At 70.4% G+C, this 16836-nt stretch carries 14 protein-coding genes and 1 pseudogene; 5 read left to right on the top strand and 10 right to left on the bottom strand.

All coding sequences use genetic code 11. The features are described 5' to 3' along the window. Window positions 1-95: 95 nt before the first annotated feature. Together ABZS37_RS25360 and ABZS37_RS25355 are read right to left on the bottom strand one after the other, a co-directional pair. Window positions 96-2093, bottom strand: coding sequence for a translation factor GTPase family protein (locus tag ABZS37_RS25360; protein WP_355172814.1), 1998 nt, complete (start codon window positions 2091-2093; stop codon window positions 96-98). Window positions 2094-2275: 182 nt separating this feature from the next. Next, window positions 2276-3556 carry an RICIN domain-containing protein gene (locus ABZS37_RS25355; protein WP_355172812.1) on the bottom strand — a complete coding sequence of 427 codons (1281 nt, stop codon included), beginning with the start codon at window positions 3554-3556 and terminating at the stop codon, window positions 2276-2278. 197 nt (window positions 3557-3753) lie between these two features. Here ABZS37_RS25355 and ABZS37_RS25350 point away from each other — a divergent pair, with 197 nt between their 5' ends. Next, entirely contained in the window at window positions 3754-4722 is a 969-nt protein-coding gene (locus ABZS37_RS25350; protein ID WP_355172810.1) for a spore photoproduct lyase family protein, read from the top strand. 32 nt (window positions 4723-4754) lie between these two features. Further along, complete coding sequence (locus tag ABZS37_RS25345) at window positions 4755-4940, top strand: spore photoproduct lyase family protein (RefSeq protein WP_355172808.1); 186 nt, start codon at window positions 4755-4757, stop codon at window positions 4938-4940. A 411-nt stretch (window positions 4941-5351) separates the two neighbouring features. Here ABZS37_RS25345 and ABZS37_RS25340 read toward each other — a convergent pair whose 3' ends face one another. Both ABZS37_RS25340 and ABZS37_RS25335 read right to left on the bottom strand, forming a co-directional pair. Further along, window positions 5352-6182: a M15 family metallopeptidase gene (locus ABZS37_RS25340; RefSeq protein WP_355172806.1), complete on the bottom strand. Its 831-nt coding sequence runs from the start codon at window positions 6180-6182 to the stop codon at window positions 5352-5354. Window positions 6183-6222: 40 nt separating this feature from the next. Next, window positions 6223-6999, bottom strand: a complete 777-nt coding sequence (locus ABZS37_RS25335; RefSeq protein WP_355172804.1) for a GntR family transcriptional regulator — start codon at window positions 6997-6999, stop codon at window positions 6223-6225. Window positions 7000-7794: 795 nt separating this feature from the next. Between ABZS37_RS25335 and ABZS37_RS25330 the strand changes: the two genes are divergently transcribed. Continuing rightward, a complete protein-coding gene (locus ABZS37_RS25330) occupies window positions 7795-8382 on the top strand; it encodes a dihydrofolate reductase family protein (protein ID WP_355172802.1) in 588 nt (195 codons plus the stop codon). A 171-nt stretch (window positions 8383-8553) separates the two neighbouring features. On the opposite strand, the pseudogene ABZS37_RS25325 reads toward ABZS37_RS25330, so the two are convergent. Then, window positions 8554-8673, bottom strand: a pseudogene (locus ABZS37_RS25325) (hypothetical protein); the annotation flags it as partial. Between the two features lie 247 nt (window positions 8674-8920). Between ABZS37_RS25325 and ABZS37_RS25320 the strand changes: the two are divergent. Then, entirely contained in the window at window positions 8921-9949 is a 1029-nt protein-coding gene (locus ABZS37_RS25320) for a LacI family DNA-binding transcriptional regulator (RefSeq protein ID WP_355172800.1), read from the top strand. A 123-nt stretch (window positions 9950-10072) separates the two neighbouring features. Here ABZS37_RS25320 and ABZS37_RS25315 read toward each other — a convergent pair whose 3' ends face one another. From ABZS37_RS25315 to ABZS37_RS25305, 3 genes are all read right to left on the bottom strand, one after another. Beyond that, on the bottom strand, window positions 10073-10870 hold the full coding sequence (locus ABZS37_RS25315) for a peptidylprolyl isomerase (RefSeq protein ID WP_355172952.1): 798 nt from the start codon (window positions 10868-10870) through the stop codon (window positions 10073-10075). A gap of 121 nt (window positions 10871-10991) precedes the next feature. Further along, window positions 10992-12203 (bottom strand): D-alanyl-D-alanine carboxypeptidase, encoded by a 1212-nt coding sequence (locus ABZS37_RS25310; RefSeq protein ID WP_355172798.1) that lies wholly within the window; start codon window positions 12201-12203, stop codon window positions 10992-10994. Window positions 12204-12256: 53 nt separating this feature from the next. Next, complete coding sequence (locus ABZS37_RS25305; protein WP_355172796.1) at window positions 12257-12985, bottom strand: MerR family transcriptional regulator; 729 nt, start codon at window positions 12983-12985, stop codon at window positions 12257-12259. A gap of 164 nt (window positions 12986-13149) precedes the next feature. Between ABZS37_RS25305 and ABZS37_RS25300 the strand changes: the two genes are divergently transcribed. Then, window positions 13150-15444 carry an excinuclease ABC subunit UvrA gene (locus ABZS37_RS25300; protein WP_355172794.1) on the top strand — a complete coding sequence of 765 codons (2295 nt, stop codon included), beginning with the start codon at window positions 13150-13152 and terminating at the stop codon, window positions 15442-15444. 47 nt (window positions 15445-15491) lie between these two features. Here ABZS37_RS25300 and ABZS37_RS25295 read toward each other — a convergent pair whose 3' ends face one another. Together ABZS37_RS25295 and ABZS37_RS25290 are read right to left on the bottom strand one after the other, a co-directional pair. Then, entirely contained in the window at window positions 15492-15911 is a 420-nt protein-coding gene (locus ABZS37_RS25295; protein ID WP_355172792.1) for a protein-tyrosine phosphatase family protein, read from the bottom strand. A 529-nt stretch (window positions 15912-16440) separates the two neighbouring features. After that, window positions 16441-16836 (bottom strand): hypothetical protein (locus ABZS37_RS25290; protein ID WP_355172790.1); only part of this gene is annotated, 396 nt, incomplete at its 5' end.

Below are 16836 nucleotides of genomic sequence, written 5' to 3'. Positions count from 1 at the left end.
CAACGTGGCACGGCGTACTCCCTCCGGGTGTGATCGGTTGACCTTGCACCGACGAGAGTAGGAGGGACGCGGTACGTCCGCAATGGATATCGCCGCTACCGGCCGCCGACCCGGCGGGCGACCGCCAGCAGGTACTCCTTGCGGTCCAACGGATTGTGGTCCCACCGGGGCCGGGTGGGGGCCGGGCCGCGCACCGGCCGGTACCGGTCGAACGCGGTCTCCAGGACGCCCTCGCCCCGGGTCAGCGCCGGCAGCCGACGCTCCAGCGCGTGCACCCGGCCCGCCGGGATCTCCCCCTCCACCAGGTACGACGTGCCGTGCCCGGTGGTGTTGGTCGGCACCGCGTCCAGCCGGGCGAGCGCGGGAAGCAGGGTGCCGAGGACGTCGCCCGGCACCTCCAGCCGGAATCGGTGCACCGGCTCGTGGACCCGGGTGCCGGCCCGGGTGAGTGCGGTCATCAACACCAGCGGGGTGAGATTGCGGAAGTCCCCCGCTGTGCTGGACATGGTCTTGTCGAAGGTGCCGTGGGAGTGGCTCTGCCGGGCCCAGTAGCCGGCATGGGTCATCGCGACCTCGCAGTCCGGGACCTGCCAGCCGTACGGTCCCTGACGCAGCGTCCGGTGCACGGTCTCCTCGACGGCGGCGAAGAAGGCCGGCGGCATCGATCCCAGCTCGACGCCGAGCCGGAAGCTCACCCCGGCGCCGGCCGGTGCCGGGGCCACCCGCAGCCCGACGGTGGCCAGGAACGGGTTGGGCGCCACGGCGATCACCTCGACCGCCGCGCCGACGCCGTACAGGCGCTCCACGTGCACCGTGCTGCTCTCCCGGAAGGTCACCGCCACCCCGAAGTCGTCGGCCAGGGTGGCCTGGATGACCTCCTTCTGCACCTCGCCGTAGAGCGAGAGGGTCATCTCGTGCTGCCGGTCGTCCTGCCGCAGGTTGATCAGCGGATCCTGCTCGGCGAGCTGGCTCAGCGCGGCGTGGGCAGCGACCCAGTCGGCGGGCCGCGCCGGGACCACGACGGTCTCCAGGGTGGGCGGCGCGAAGTGACGGTCCCCGCCAGCACGCTCCGGCGGTACGCCGACCGGGTCGCCGATCCGCGCGTCCGTGAGGCCCCACAGTCGGGCGATGTGGCCCGCGCCGACCGAGGACGCCGCGACGTCGGCTCCGTCGGCGACGACGCGTACGGCGGTGACCAGGGCCGCGGCGGCCGCGCCGACACGGATCCGGTCCCGGACCCGGATGGTGCCGGCGAAGAGCCGGACCAGGGCGACCTTCTCCCCCGCCGGGCCGCGCTCGATGGCGAACACGGTGCCGGAGACCGGGGCGTCGACGTCACCCTGGACCGTGGGCAGCAACTCGGTGATCCCGGCGATGAGCGCGTCCACCCCGGCGCCGGTGATGGCCGAGCCGGCGAACACGGGCTGAACCAGCGCACGCCCGGTCCGCGCCGCCAGCGCACGGCGCAGTCGGGGGTACGGCAACGACGACGTGTCCGCCACCCAGTCGGCGAGCAGCGCGTCGTCCTGCCCGGCGAGCAGGTCGAGCAGTCGGCCGGTGAAGGTGTCGTCGGCGGGGCCGTACGGCGTGCAGTGGGCATGACGTGTGCCGGGCGCCGCCACCGATCCCATCGCCACCACGGCCGGGGTGAGCTTCTCCGCGACGGCCCGCAGCACCCGCTCGGGGTCGGCCCCGGCCCGGTCGACCTTGTTCACGAAGATCAGCGTGGGGATGCGCAGCCGCCGCAGCGCACGCATCAACACCCGGGTCTGCGGTTGGACCCCCTCCACCGCGGAGATCACCAGCACCGCGCCGTCGAGCACGCCGAGCACCCGCTCGACCTCGGCGATGAAATCCGGGTGACCGGGCGTGTCGATCAGGTTGACGGTCACGTCGTCCAGCACGAAGGAGACGACGGCCGAGCGGATGGTGATCCCGCGTTGCCGCTCCAACGCCAGGGAGTCGGTGCGGGTGCTGCCCGCGTCGACACTGCCGAGCTGGTCGGTCACACCGACGTCGTGCAACAGCCGCTCGGTCAGGCTGGTCTTACCGGCATCGACGTGAGCCAGGATGCCGAGGTTCAGGGTTTTCACGCAGCGTCAGGTCCTTCAGGTAGGCAACAGATCCCATCTGGTCGGACATCGACGCAGCGCGCATTGTTACTCCCTGCAGGTTGGTGGCGGTTTCGGGTAGTTCAGCAGACCGCCACGGCGTGGGCAACGGATTTACCGGCGCAACCGCTCCCCTGCCGACTCGCCGGGTACGCCAGTCGGTTCTACGGTTGCGGCACCAGCCGGAAGGACTGCGCCGCGGTGCCGTTGCAGGTGTACTGGACGAGCTGGACGCTGTCCGCCGTGGATGCGCCCGGCACGTCGAGACACTTGCCGCTGAGGCGGTTGACCAGGCGGTAGTAGCCGCCGCCTTCCGATTCGGCCCGCCACTGCTGGTTGTTGCCGCTGCTGTAGGACCAGAGCTGGATCGGCGCCGAGTCGGCGGTCGACACGTTGGTCACGTCGAGCACCTGAGCGCTGTTGTTGCGATTGTTGACCCGCAGGTAGCCGCCGCTGGTCGGCGCGAACTGGTACTGCTGGGCGGTGCTGCTGTTGCACGCGTACTGCTGGATGGCTGTGCCGTTCGCGCTGGCGGCGGCCCGCGCGTCCACGCACTTGCCGCTGCCCCGGTTGACCACGATGTGCCAGGCGGTCGGCGAGATCGGGCCGGCCGTGGGGGTCGGCGTGGGCGTCGGGGTGGGGCCGGCGCCGACGCCGGCGAGCCAGTGCAGCCCGTCGATCAGCAGGCGGTTCTGCTGCGCGCTGTCGAAGGTGGAGGACAGCCCGGTGTTGGTGCTGTAGTCCATCGCGTTGTGGCCGAAGTTGGCGTAGAGCATCTTGTACTGCCGGTTGCTCCACACCAGCGGGTAGTAGCCGCCGTACCAGGACTGGTTGGGGTCGGTGCCGACCGGGAAGCTGGACGGGTCGATCGACGCGAGGATGTCGATGTTCGGGTTCTGCCGCAGGTCGTTGCTCCAGGAGTACCACTCGCTGATCGACGAGGGGAAGGTCGCCGGGAGGTTCCGGGTGGCGGCGTGGGTGCGGTTGTCGGCGCGCAGCGTGACCCGGGTGGGACCCCAGGTGTTCGTCTGGAACGCGCCGGTGCCGAGGAAGGTGTTGTAGTACCAGCTCCAGCTCGACGGGTTGGTGTTGAACGCCGTCACGTGGAAGCCCATCCACGCCCCACCGTTGCGCATGTACTGCTCGAACGCGGGACGTTGTGCGGCGGGCGGCGCGTCGTCGAGGAACATGATGACCTTGTACTGGGCCAGGTTGGCGGTGTTCAGCAGGCCCCAGTTGGTGGTCGACTCCCAGGAGAAGCCGTACTGGGCGGCGGCCTGCGGGAACCAGGCCCGGGCGTCCCGGTCGAAGTCGATGTGCGCGGCGTCCCAGGTGCCGTTGTAAAAGGCCAGGACCTTGAACGTCGGCGCGGCCTGCGCGCTGTGCGAGGCGTTGACCGCGAGGCCGGCGGTCAGCGCGACGACGAGGGCGACGAACAACGACAAGATCCGTCTGGTACGGGAGGAGAGTTCTGCGATCACCTGATCGTCCCTTCGGTCGGGACGCGCGCCGCCGCGTCGAGGCAAACCATCTGTTCACAAGGTTTACAGATCGATGAGAGGTTATTCCCCGGGGCCGAGTGGCGTCAATCGCGGGCCGGCCGATCGGGTGGGATTCCTGCGGCAACGGGTACCCCGGCCGGATGACCAGCCCCGACGCCGTCGACGTCGACCAGCCGCTCGCCGTGGACGTGCCCGCCGCACCGCACGACGCCAGCGGCGAGCGGGTGCCGACTCGCGACCTGGCCAGCCTCGCGCCGCCGGCCAGGTCGGCGCGCCGCTGGACCCCGAGCCGGGTGGTGGCCACCCCGGCCGCACTTGAGCACCCGCACGGCCAGCGGATCGTCGCCCAGGTCGAGGCACAGGGCATCGAGGTGGAGCACCTGCGGTCCAACCGGCTCAGCGGGGTACGTGGGCAGACCGACCGGGAGACGTACGCCCGGGCCAAGGCGACCATGGCGATCGTGGTGAGCCCACCATCGCGGCGCGCCCTGCAACCCATCGCGCCCAGCGCCGACTGGCGGGTCGACCTGGCCGAGGGGTGCCCGGCGCACTGCCAGTACTGCTATCTCGCCGGATCGCTGTCCGGCCCGCCGGTGACCCGGGTGTACGCGGACCTCGACGACATCCTGGACGGGCTGGCGGCGTACGCCGGGCGCGGAACGGTGACCAGCCGCAACGCGCGGCGCGCCGACGAGGGCACCACCTTCGAGGCGTCCTGCTACACCGACCCCCTGGCGCTGGAGCACCTGACCGGAAGCTGGCGGCGGGCGGTGCAGCACTTCGCCGGCTGGGACGCGCCGGTGCAGCTGCGCTGGACCACCAAGTACGCCGACGTGGACACCTTCGTCGGGCTGCCGCACGCCGGCCGGACCCGGGTCCGGTTCAGCGTCAACTGCGGCCCGGTCAGCGAACGGTTCGAGGGCGGCACCGCCCGCGTGCCGGACCGACTGGCCGCGCTGCGCCGGCTCGCCCTCGACGGCTACCCGGTCGGGCTGACCATCGCGCCGATCATCGCTCTGCCCGACTGGCGGGAACGCTACGGCGAGTTGCTCGACCAGGTCCGCGCGGCGGTCGACGGGGTGCCGGAGCTGGACCTGACCGCGAGCTGATCACCCACCGGTTCACTCCCGGCAGTAAGGAGGTGCTGCTCGGCTGGTACCCCCGGACCCGGCTGGAGATGGACGAGGAGTCGCGCACCCAAAAGCGCGGCAAGTTCGGCGCGGTGAAGTACGTCTACCCGCGGGACACGATGGCCGAGCTGCGCGGCTGGTTCTCCGCTGAACTGGCGGCGCGCGTGCCGGCCTGCCGGATCCTCTACTGGACCTGACCAGTTCCTCGTCCTTGAACGCTGGTTGGGTAACCCCTTGTTTCTTCGGATCCGCGATCACCTCAGGATCCGCTCGGGTGCCGGCGGAGGATCCGCCCGCGAGACGCTTTCGAGCTGATGTCGTAAACGGATCAGCGGTCGGCTGCCGCCACCGCGGCCGAGACGCCACCCGATGTCACAAACGACTCAGCTCCAAAGCGTCGTACGACCCCTCGCCCACGAACCAACCTCGGCCACCACCACCGCCCCCACGAAGCACGTATAGACCGTGCAAGGCTGCATGACGAGGCACTAGCCAACACCGGCGCAGGCTCTCCCGCTCGTCGCCGGCAACCGGAGGGCCGATCCGTTCGGTGGTCGTAAAAGTGATCATCCCGGGTGGCACCGAGGGCGGTGGTGCCGGGCCGCGCGTCAGCCGACCGACGCGCGGGCCACCGGCGCGGCGAAGAACGTGTCCGGATACGGCTCCTCGCGGTAGCTGTAGTGCCACCACTCACGGTCGTAGTTCACGAACCCGGCCCCGGTCATCAGCCGCTGCAGCAACCGACGGTTGTCTCGGGCTGTCCCTGTGATGCGAGGGTCCGCTGTGTGCGCCCGGGCGTCGAAACAGTCGAAGCCCGTACCCATGTCGATGCTGTTGTCCGCGAAGCGCTGCCCCCGCGGTGCGGTGCAGGCGACCAGCGGCTGCCCGTCCCGGTACGGGGGTTGGCTGGCGGCCGGCTCGTCGACCAGGGTGAGGTCGACGGTGCTGCCCCGGCTGTGCGCGGTGGGCGCCCCGATGTAACCCTCGGCGAAGAGCCGGTTCTTGGCCACGTCCGGGTAGAACTCGGCCTTGGTCTGCTGCTCGCCGGGGCGCTTCGACCAGGCGACGAAGTCGTCCACCGCCGGCTGCGGGCGGTAGCAGTCGTACACCTTGAGGCTGTGCCCACTGGCCAGCGCGGCGTCCTGCACGCGGCGCAACGCCTCGGCCGCCTGCCGGGTGAGCAGACACAGCGGCTCGCGGTAGCCGGTGATCGGCCGGCCGACGAAGTTGTGGGCCGTCGCGTACCGGATGTCGGCGTGGATACGCGGGTCGAGGTCGGTCAGCACCACGAACCCCGGCAGCCGCTCGGCGGGCGTGGGGGTGGGGGTGGGACTTACCGACGCCGACTGCGGCACGGCCGGCGCGGGGCGAGGCTCCGGCCGCGAGCAGCCGCCGAGCAGCGCGACGAGCGCGAGCACGACGGCGATGCGGTTACGCACCAGTCCTGTCTATCAGCCCAGCTCAGGCCGCCGCGCCAGCTCAGGTCAAGTCGATCCGGTAATCCAGGCTGACCCTGTCGGCTGGAATGGTGATGTCAGCGACCTCTACAACTCGGTCTTCTACGTAGGTCTGCCTGGTGATGACCAGTACCGGCGCACCACCGGGCATGCCTAGCTGCTCCACCTCATCGGCCAGCGCCATCCGCGCTCGCACCTGTTCGCGTACCGCCGTGATGTCGTAGCCGAGCGAGTGGAGCTGGGACGTGTTGCCGCCGGGCCAGGGTTCGTTGTCGGGGTCAGCTACCGGGGTGTCCGCAACCATCTCCAGCAGGAGGTACGAGGTAGACATCTGCTGCGGCATACCGTGCGTCCTGAAGACGAATCGTCGCTCCAGCAGCATCGTGCCCGGGTCTACGCCAAACAGCTCGGCAACCGCTTCGGTCGCTGGCGCTTCCCGGAATTCCCTGTCCAAGGTGTACGCCGACCACTCAACCCGTTGATCCGCGGTGAACGACGTCCCGAGTTCACCGCGCCGCACCTGTTCAAGTTCAGCCCGATAGCGGTCAGAACCCAAACGACGGACCGGCATCCTCGGTCGGGCGTACGTACCCCGCCCCTTCTCGGAAACCGTCAGACCCTCTGCGCGCAACAGCGCCAAGGCTTCCCGCACCGTCCCTCTGGCCACCGAGAACTCAGCCATCAGCGTCGATTCACTGGGCAGCAGCGCACCAGGCGGGATCGCACCGGACATGACCCGGCTGCGTAGTTCGGCTGCAACCAGACGATAACGAGCTGACTGCGGGTGCGGGGTAGGCACGTTGGCCACGGTACTCCCGATCTTCCTGAGGACCTTTCCGCCTCGCCACAGCATACCTGTCTGGACAGGTTGGCTAGACAGGCCCTAGGGTGGTAGCGAGACCAGCACAGAGAGTGATCTAGGGGTAGGTGACGCTGTGCCGGTCTCCCGCTGAGCAGGGAGGACATGTGAGCCGATGGACGTGGTTCCAACGGTCAGACGAACCGATCGACGAGGGATGACCGTCATGATGGCTGAGGAGATCCGCCCCGAACCGCCGTTCCTCGTGATCATGGCGAGCTATGTGGTCGACTTCCACCACCGCAACGTCTGTCCCAAGTGCAGTCCGGACAGCCCGTGCCCCCGACTCACCGAGGCGGGCGAACACCTGAGGGCTTGGCGAGACCGTAGAGAAAAGCAGTCGTGAAGTCGGGCGACACTCTGCTCATCGGCAGCGACGCAAGTCCTCAGTTCGGCATCCCCATTCAGTTCCGACTGATCCGGGTACTCGACCGCCCTACTTATCACGGCTGGGCCTGGGTGGACGGTTACGAGTTGAACCGCCGCGGTGATGCTGTCGCTCGTCGGGAGTTGTTTCTACAGCCGGCAGGGGTCACGGTGCTAGCCTCGGCCCTTTAGCAAAGGGTGGCTGGCTAGGTGTCCGGGAACGCGAAAGCGCTTGCAGGGTGCCGGCGCGCGACTGCTCGCCGATCTTGCGGATAAGACTGACGAAACCACTGGTCAACCCAAGAATCCGCCACGCGGTCGCGTCGGAGGCGATCCTGCAGAGCGCAATCACTATCGGAAGAGGAGAAGATGGGCCGCTTCGCGTACTGGATGAACGTGTCCCTCGACCTGCGGATCGAGCAAGCTCCTGGTGACAACGGTGCTGGCGAGTGGCTGCGCATCGACGAGGAACTGCACCGCGAGTTCAACGCGCGGGCGCGAGCGCTCGCGCTCCTGGTCCAGGGTCGGGTCATCTACGAGACGATGGAGGAGTACTGGCCACGGGCGCGCGAGGACGCGTCGCTGCCGGACTACATGCGTGAGTACGGCGAGATCTGGACCGCCAAGCCCAAGGTGCTCGTCTCCCGCACCCGCCATCGCGCCGATCACCACACCAGGATCATCGGCGGAGACGACGCGATCGAGCAACTCGCCGCCCTGCGCGCCGAGACCGACGGCACCATCGGTGTGGGCGGCGCGACGCTCGCGACACAGCTGCTCCGGGCAGGGCTTCTTGACGAGCTGCTGCTCTTCACCCACCCGGCAATCCTCGGCTTGGGCAGGCCGCTGTTCGACGACTACGACGTGCCGATCGAGCTCGATCTGCTTGAGCAGCGATCGTTCAAGCAGGGCGTCACGATGCATCACTACGCCATCCGCGAGACGCGCGAACAATAGGTCCCACCCCAAAGCTCTGGAGTGGGACCTGCTGCCTTTCGAGGGGTCGGTGCGCCCAGGCCACGGGCCGACGGTGAACAGCGGATGCAGCCGCCGGGTGTGGTCCACCTGCCGGACCGGCCCGGTCAGCGCGACGGTCGCCACGAGCTGCGTTGGGGTGCTGGACGAAGACAGCCGCAGCTCCACCTCGCCCGGCTCGACCACCCTTGCCCCGTCCCGTCCCGTGAACGAGAGCAGGTCGGCCGGCACGGTGACGTCGACCCGGCAGCACGTGCCGGCGTCCAGCGGCACCCGCAGGTAGCCGAGCCGCTCCAGCTCATGGAGGAGAGGGCGACGACGAGCACCAGCGGCACGATCGCGAAGAAGACCCGATAAACTTCCGGAGCTTTTCCGTAACTGCGCCGAACGCTAGAACGACCTGGCGTGTCGTCAACCCCCATCGGTGAGGCAAGATGACGCGTGGAACGGGCACGCCGTTCCGGGACACTCGGTTGACGACGTCTGTGGTCGTTCTTCCTGACCGGTGAAGGAGACGCGGGTGGGCGCGGACGACGGACGCAGGGTGACCATCACCGCGATCGCACGGGAGGCCGGAGTGTCGGTGCCGACCGTGTCACGGGTGCTCAACGGTCGCTCCGATGTGGCCCCGGACACCCGGGAGCGGGTCGAGGAACTACTGCGCCACCACGGCTACCGGCGTCGCAGCAGCCGCAGCGTCCGCCGCGCCGGCCTCGTCGATCTGGTCTTCAACGACCTGGACAGCCCCTGGGCCGTGGAAATCATCCGGGGCGTGGAGGATGTCGGGCACGGCGCGGGTGTCGGCACGGTGGTCTCCGCGATCCACCGGCAGCCCACCGCGGCCCGGCAGTGGTTGCAGAACCTCCGCACCCGGGCCACCGACGGGGTCATCTTCGTGACCTCGCACCTGAGCCCGCCGCTGCACGCGCAGCTACGCCGTCTCAACGTGCCGGTGGTGGTCGTCGACCCGGCCGGGGTGCCGGCCATGGACGTGCCGACGATCGGCGCCACCAACTGGGCCGGCGGGCTCGCCGCGACCGAACACCTGCTCTCGATCGGGCACCGACGCATCGGCTTCGTGGCCGGGCCGACGCACCTGCTCTGCAGCCGGGCCCGGCTCGACGGCTACCGGGCTGGCCTGGAGGCCGCCGGGGTGTCGGTGGACGACGCACTGATCTGCGCCGGTGACTTCTACCACGCCTCCGGGTTCGCCGCCGGGGCTGCGTTGCTCGACCTCGCCGATCCGCCGACCGGCATCTTCGCCGCCAGCGACCAGATGGCCTTCGGCGTCTACGAGGCCATCCGGCGCCGAGGGCTGCGAGTCCCCGACGACGTCAGCGTCGTCGGCTTCGACGACCTGCCGGAGGCCCGGTGGGCCTCGCCACCGCTGACCACCGTGCGGCAACCGTTGGTCGAGATGGGACGGTTGGCGGCGCGGACCGTGCTGCGCCTGGCCCAGGGCGAGGGCATCGACTCGCCACGGGTCGAGCTCGCCACGGAACTGGTCGTCCGCGACAGCACCACCGCCCCCACCGACCGGGTCGCCTGACCCGTCGTGACGGCCGGAACTGCACCGGAAAGCGGTTGAACCGGTTCCGATTCGCTTCCGAAAGTTCCGGCGTAGGGCGAGCTGGCGCGGTGAGCGACCGAGGTCGCCCACCGCGCCGGACGGTCAGTGGTGGTGGTGCGAGCGGACGGCCTTGCGGATCTCCACCGGCAGCGCGGGCGCGCCGTCGACCGGTGCCGGGTCCTCGGCGGTCGGCGCCACTCCCCCGGCGGCGATCCGGTCCAGGGTCGCCAGGCCGGCCCCGTCGATCTCGCCGAAGATCGTGTAGTTGGGGCGGAGCGCGGAGTTGGCGTACACCAGGAAGAACTGGCTGCCGTTGGTGTCCGGGCCGGCGTTGGCCATGGCCAGCACGCCCCGGGCGTAGACCCGGCGTTCCCCGGTCGGGTCGGTGGGCGCAGGCGGCAGGTCGGTCGGCAGCTCGTCGCGGTACCGGTATCCCGGGCCACCCTCGCCGGTGCCGGACGGGTCACCGCACTGCAACACGCTCAGCGTGGGGTATGCGGTGAGCCGGTGGCACGAGGTGCGGTCGTAGAAGCGCTTGGCGACCAGGTGCAGGAAGCTCTGCACTGTGCACGGCGCGGCGGCCCGGTCCAGGGTCAAGCCGATCGGCCCGTGGTTGGTCGCCAGCGTCACCCGGACACTGCCCCGGGCCGGGGTGCGTCGCGGGTCGGGCGGCAGCGGCACCGGCCGGGCGGCCGGCTCGTCGGGCGTCTCGGCGTACGCGCACGGGCCGTGGGTGGTGCGCGGCGGCCGGGTGGCGGCGTCACGGGCGGTGGGCGGCGCGGCGGACGCGGTGACCGCATCGGCCGACGGGCCTGGCGCGGCGACCGCGGTGGCGGACGCGCCGACGACCAGCGCGCCGGCGAGCACGGTCACCCCCGCGAGGCGGGTCAGCGCGCGCATCGGCCGGCGGGATGCCGCCACGCCGGGGCGCGGTTCGAGTTCACTCGACACAGGGATCCTCCTGGACTCGTGGTGCCAGAAAGACCGGAGTCTATGGAGGACAGCGCCTGATGTCGATCCGTCAGGGCAACTGGCGGCGACGCCGCCACAGCAGCCCGCCCAACAGCGCCAGCACGCTCGCGCCGCTCAACGCCGTCACCGACCAGAGCCACCCCGAGCCGGGACGCGTCGGCCCGCTGGCCGCCGCCGGCCGAGGCGCACCGGGCGCCGCCAGCGCGGACGCCGCCGCCGACGGCGTGGCGGTCAGCTCGCCCGGCTCGACCAGCCGACCGACGGAGGCGTCGCGGGGCAGCGTGAAGCCCCAGTCCAGCAGGGCCGCACCCTGCTCCCAGCCACGCACCGGCGTCGACTCCGCACCCAGCAACGTCACCACCAGCCGACGCCCGCCGCGCTCCGCCGCACCCACGTAGGTGTGCCGGGCCAGGTCGGTGAAGCCGGTCTTGCCCCCGAGCGCACCCGGGTACCGGTAGATGAGCTGGTTCTCGTTCTGGATCTGGAAACCCTTGGTGCGCTGCGCCGGCTGGGCCGGAATGGGAGCCAGGTCGGTCAGCGCGTACCGGCGGAAGGTCGGCTCGGCGAAGCAGGCGCGGGCGATCAGCGCCAGGTCGTACGCGCTGGTGAACTGCCCCTTGCCGTCCAGCCCGGACGGGGTGACCGCGTGCGTCTGGAGCGCGCCGAGGCGGTGCGCCTGCTCGTTCATGGCGCGTACCCCGGCGGCCGCGTCGTCCGTCCCGCTGCCCAGCCGGGCCAGCGCGTTGGCCGCCTCGTTGCCCGAGTTGAGCAGCAGGCCGAGCCAGATGGTCTCGATGGTGTAGCGGCCACCCTCGACCAGCCCGACCGCGGAGGAGCCGGGTTCGATGTTCATGTCGTCCGAGGTGACGGTGACCGTCTGCTTCGGGTCCAGCCGGGGCAGCATCGTGGCCGCCAGCAGGAGCTTCTGCACGCTGGCCGGGGTGCCGTACTCGTGTGGGCCGCAACCGCCGAGCACCTGGCCGCTGTCCAGGTCGGCGACCAGCCACGACGTGGCGGTGACCCCCGGTGGTGCGGCGACGCCAGCCGGCACGACCAGGCCGGTCGTGTCCAGCGCCGCGCCGCCGACCGCCCGCTGCTCCGGCACGGCGGGCGGGGGCGAGGGCCGGGGCGGACGGGACATCGCCGGCGCTGGCACCCGGGGGCACCGCACGATCGACGCGGCGGACGCTCCCGCGGCGGCGACCGGCGCGGGAGCGAGCAGGATGGTGGACGCCGTGGCCGCCAGCAGCGCAGCTCTCATGAGACCGACCCTAGTCAACAAGATCGCCCGGCGGGACGGGATGCCGTGGTCGATCAACCCGCGTCGCCGCGACCGCGCAGATAGTCGTACAGCGCGGCACTCCCCCGCAGCCGCCTCAGGCTGCGGGTGTGCAGCTCCTGCTCGCGGCGGGCAAGCTCGGCGCGGACCCGCTGGGCGCTGCCGGTGGTCCGCAGTTCCCCCAACACCGCCGCGATGATCTCGAACGGGTACGCGCCCCGGCGCAGCAACGCGATGACCTGCGCGGCGCGCAGCTCGGCCTCGTCGTACACCCGGTATCTGGTGCCCGGGGTGCGCGCCGGCCGCAGCAGCCCGCGCTCCTCCCACAGCCGCAGCTGCGGGGTCCGGACCCCGACCAGGGCGGCGACCTCGCCGATGCGGGCGCCCCCGCGTGGTGCGGGCCGGGCCTCCGGTGGGCTGGCCAGCACGGTCTCGAAGGCGCCGAGCACCCGACGGATCTCAGCACGTTCCCGGTCCAACTCGGCGTGGCCGCCGTCGAGCGCCGCGAGGGCCGCCGGCAGGTCACCCCGGTGCACCGCGGCCATGATCTCCCGGGTACGGCTCCAGCCGTGCCCCTCGGCCAGCCGCCGCGCCACGGTCAGCGCCCGTGCGTGCTCACTTGTGAAGATCCGGTAGCCGCTCGCGGTACGCCGCACCGGCGGCAGCACGCCCAACTCGACGTAGTTGCGCACCTGCTGCACCGAGATCCCGACGGTCGCCGCGAGGTCGACGGCGCGCAGGCGGTCCTCCGGTGCGGCATCCACGCGAGCAACGGTACCGGTTGTCACGTGATTTGAGACTTATCGGGTTGTCCTGCAGCGGGCCGCGCTGTAATTCCGGCGAAAGTCTCTACATGCAGATGAATGAGACAATGTAATCCGTCAGCCCAGCGGGAGGCTTTCCCGCCATGACCTCGTGAAGGGTTCGCATGTCGCAGCCAGCATGGTCCGACGCCGACAGCCACGACATGATCGAGGTACGCGGAGCGCGGGAGAACAACCTCGCCAACGTCTCGGTCGACATCCCCAAGCGCCGGTTGACCGTCTTCACCGGTGTCTCCGGGTCAGGCAAGTCGTCGCTGGTCTTCGGCACCATCGCCGCCGAGTCCCAGCGCATGATCAACGAGACCTACAGCGCGTTCCTCCAGTCGTTCATGCCGAACCTCAACCGGCCGGACGTCGACTCGCTGCGCAACCTCAGCGCGGCCATCGTCGTCGACCAGGAGCGGATGGGGGTCAACTCCCGCTCCACCGTCGGCACCGCCACCGACGGGTACGCCATGCTGCGGATCGTCTTCAGCCGGCTCGGCGTGCCGTCGGTGGGCGGCGCGGGTGCGTTCAGCTTCAACCTGGCCGAAGGCATGTGCCTCACCTGCGAAGGGCTGGGCCGGGTCTCCGACCTCGACGTGAACGAGTTGGTGGACGTCGAACGCTCACTCAACGACGGCGCGATCACGGTGCCCAACTTCGCCGTCGACTCCTGGTACTGGCAGACCATCGTCGGCTCCGGCCTGTTCGACCCCGACATCAAGCTGCAGGACTACACGCCTTCCCAGTGGGAGGACTTCCTGCACAAGCCGGCCACCAAGATCAAGGTGGGCAGCAACAACTGGACGTACGAGGGCCTCGCGGTCAAGGTCAAGCGGCTCCTCCTGGCCAAGGACCGCGAGTCGATGCAACCGCACATCCGCGCCTTCGTCGACCGCGCGGTCACCTTCGCCACCTGCGGCGACTGCGGCGGCACCCGGCTCAACGCGGCGGCCCTGTCATCGCGGATCGCCGGGCACAACATCGCCGAGTGCTCAGCCATGCAGATCAGCGACCTGGCCGCCTTCCTCCGGGGCGTCGACGACCCGGCCGTGGCGCCGCTGATCGCCAACCTGCGGGACCTGCTGGACTCCCTCGTCGAAATCGGGCTCGGCTACCTCAGCCTGAACCGCGAGTCGGCAACCCTGTCCGGCGGGGAGGCGCAACGGGTGAAAATGGTCCGACACCTCGGCTCCAGCCTCTCCGACGTCACGTACGTCTTCGACGAACCCACCGTCGGCCTGCACCCGCACGACATCGCCCGGATGAACGACCTGCTGCTGCGGCTACGCGACAAGGGCAACACCGTGCTGGTGGTGGAACACAAGCCGGAGACGATCGCGATCGCCGACCACGTGGTCGACCTCGGGCCGGGGGCCGGCACCGACGGTGGCCGGATCTGCTTCACCGGCGACATCCCCGGGCTGCGCCGCTCCGACACGCTCACTGGCCGACACCTGGATCACCGGGTGACCCTGCGCGACGAGGTACGCCGACCGACCGGGCAGCTCGCCATCCGCCAGGCCGACCTGCACAACCTGCGCGACGTGGACGTGGACATCCCCCTCGGGGTGCTCAGCGTGGTCACCGGCGTGGCCGGCTCCGGCAAGAGCTCGCTGATCCACGGGTCGCTGCGCGGCCGCTCCGGTGTCGTGATCGTGGACCAGTCCCCGATCCGTGGGTCACGACGCAGCAACCCGGCCACCTACAGTGGGCTGCTCGACCCGATCCGTACCGCCTTCGCCAAGGCCAACGGGGTCAAGGCCGCGCTGTTCAGCGCCAACTCGGAGGGCGCCTGCCCGGCCTGCAAGGGGATCGGGCTGATCTACACGGACCTGGCGATGATGGCCGGCGTGGCGAGCATCTGCGAACGGTGCGAGGGGCGACGCTTCACCGACGAGGTGCTCACGTACACGCTGCGCGGCAAGAACATCAGCGAGGTGCTGGCCATGTCGGTCACCGAGGCGCACGGGTTCTTTCCCAACGGGGCGGCGCACCAGATCCTCGGCCGGCTGGTCGACGTCGGGCTGGGCTACCTCAGCCTCGGCCAGCCACTGACCACCCTGTCAGGCGGAGAGCGGCAGAGACTCAAGCTCGCCATCCACCTGGCGGAGAAGACCAGCACGTACGTCCTGGACGAGCCGACCACGGGCCTTCACCTTGCTGACGTGGACCAACTGTTGGCCCTGCTCGACCGGATGGTCGACGCCGGCAACACGGTGATCGTCATCGAGCACCACCAGGCGGTCATGGCGCACGCGGACTGGCTCATCGACCTCGGCCCGGGCGCCGGGCACGACGGCGGCCAGATCGTCTTCACCGGCACGCCCGCCGAACTGGTCGCCCACGGCGACACCCTCACCGCCAACCACCTACGCGAGTACGTCCACGAGCCGGCGATGGTCGCCAAGAGGTAGCCGGGCGCGCGGGCTGCTTCCGCGGTACGGCCCGGGGCGGATGCTGCTCAGGCGACGCGCCGCAGCCAGCGCCGCTGCCAGGGAGTCTCCACCGCCTTCGGGTGGTAGCCCGCCCGAACCCAAGGCACCGCCCGCTCGGCCGGCAGGCCGTCGAGGATCGCCAACGCGGCCAACGCCGTACCGGTACGCCCCACCCCACCCCGACAGGCCACCTCGACGCGCTCACCGTCATGTGCCCGTTGCAGCGCCACCCGCAGGGCGGCGAGGGCATCCGCCCGATCGAGCGGTACCCAGAAGTCGGGCCACCGGACCCTCCGATACGGCCAGGCCGGCTCCGGCCCGGGCGCCAACAACAGGGCGAAGTCGGCGGGCGAGGCCTCCGCACCGATACGGCGCCCGCGCACGGTCGCCCCACTGGGGAGTACGAACACACCCGACTGCTCGGACCAGGACTCAGCGACAGTCATTTGAGCATTGTGCCGCCACTGTCGAACGGGTGGGCACAGACAGCGCCGCCCCCGGCTGGTGGGCCGGGGGCGGCGCTGGTGTCGGTGTGCAGGTCGCCTCTCGGCGAGTGGCACGACGCGGCTCCAGCCGAACGGTATTCCGCGAAGGCAATATTAGGTGAGGCCCGGGGACACTGAGTCACACCGACACTGTCCACAACCAGCCCGGCCCCCACCTTGTTCCGCACCGCCCCCGCCGCCATCCCACCACCGCCGCACCCCACCACACCACGGCCGCGCCACCGCGCCACCCCACAGCCAAGCCGCACGAGATCTTGGACAGTTTCCGTCAGCGGGGCCCGCCCAGCTAACGGAAACAGTCCAAGATCTGCGGGGCCGTCGGTTGAGGCAGGGTCATTCGCCGCCCGCACCGGCCAGCGCGTCGCGCGCAACCACCAACCACCAACCGGCGCCGGGTGCAGGGCGTGGAAACGCCGCTGGCCGGCATCCCCGGGTTGGGGTGCCGGCCAGCGGTTTGGGTTCATGTGGGTCAGCTGTTCCAGTGCTGGGCGACCAGGTCGGTGGCCTGCTGCTCCCACTGGGCGTACGCGTCCGGGTAGGCCGAGACCTGCACGGTCTGCGCGGCCTGGGTCAGGGGCATGTCCTGCCACCCGTCGACCTGCTTCAGGCCCTTCAGGAACGCGGTGGTGGAGTAGGCGGGGTCGGTGATCTGCTCCGGCGTACCCCAACCACTGGTCGGACGCTGCTGGAACAGACCCAGCGAGTCGTGGTCGTTGGCGTCGCCGAGGTGACCCAGGTTCTCCAGCTTCGACTCCTGCAGGCTCGTGGCAATCGAGATGACCGCGGCCCGCTCCGGCAGACCAGCCTTCTTCGTCGCCGCGATGATCGCCTTGACGTTGGCGGTCTGCTCATCGTTCAGGGTGAT

This window comes from Micromonospora sp. NPDC005413 (assembly GCF_040606435.1).
Lineage (GTDB): Bacteria > Actinomycetota > Actinomycetes > Mycobacteriales > Micromonosporaceae > Micromonospora.
Note: the sequence above shows the minus strand (reverse complement) of the source record. Positions and strands in the feature narration are given on the sequence as shown.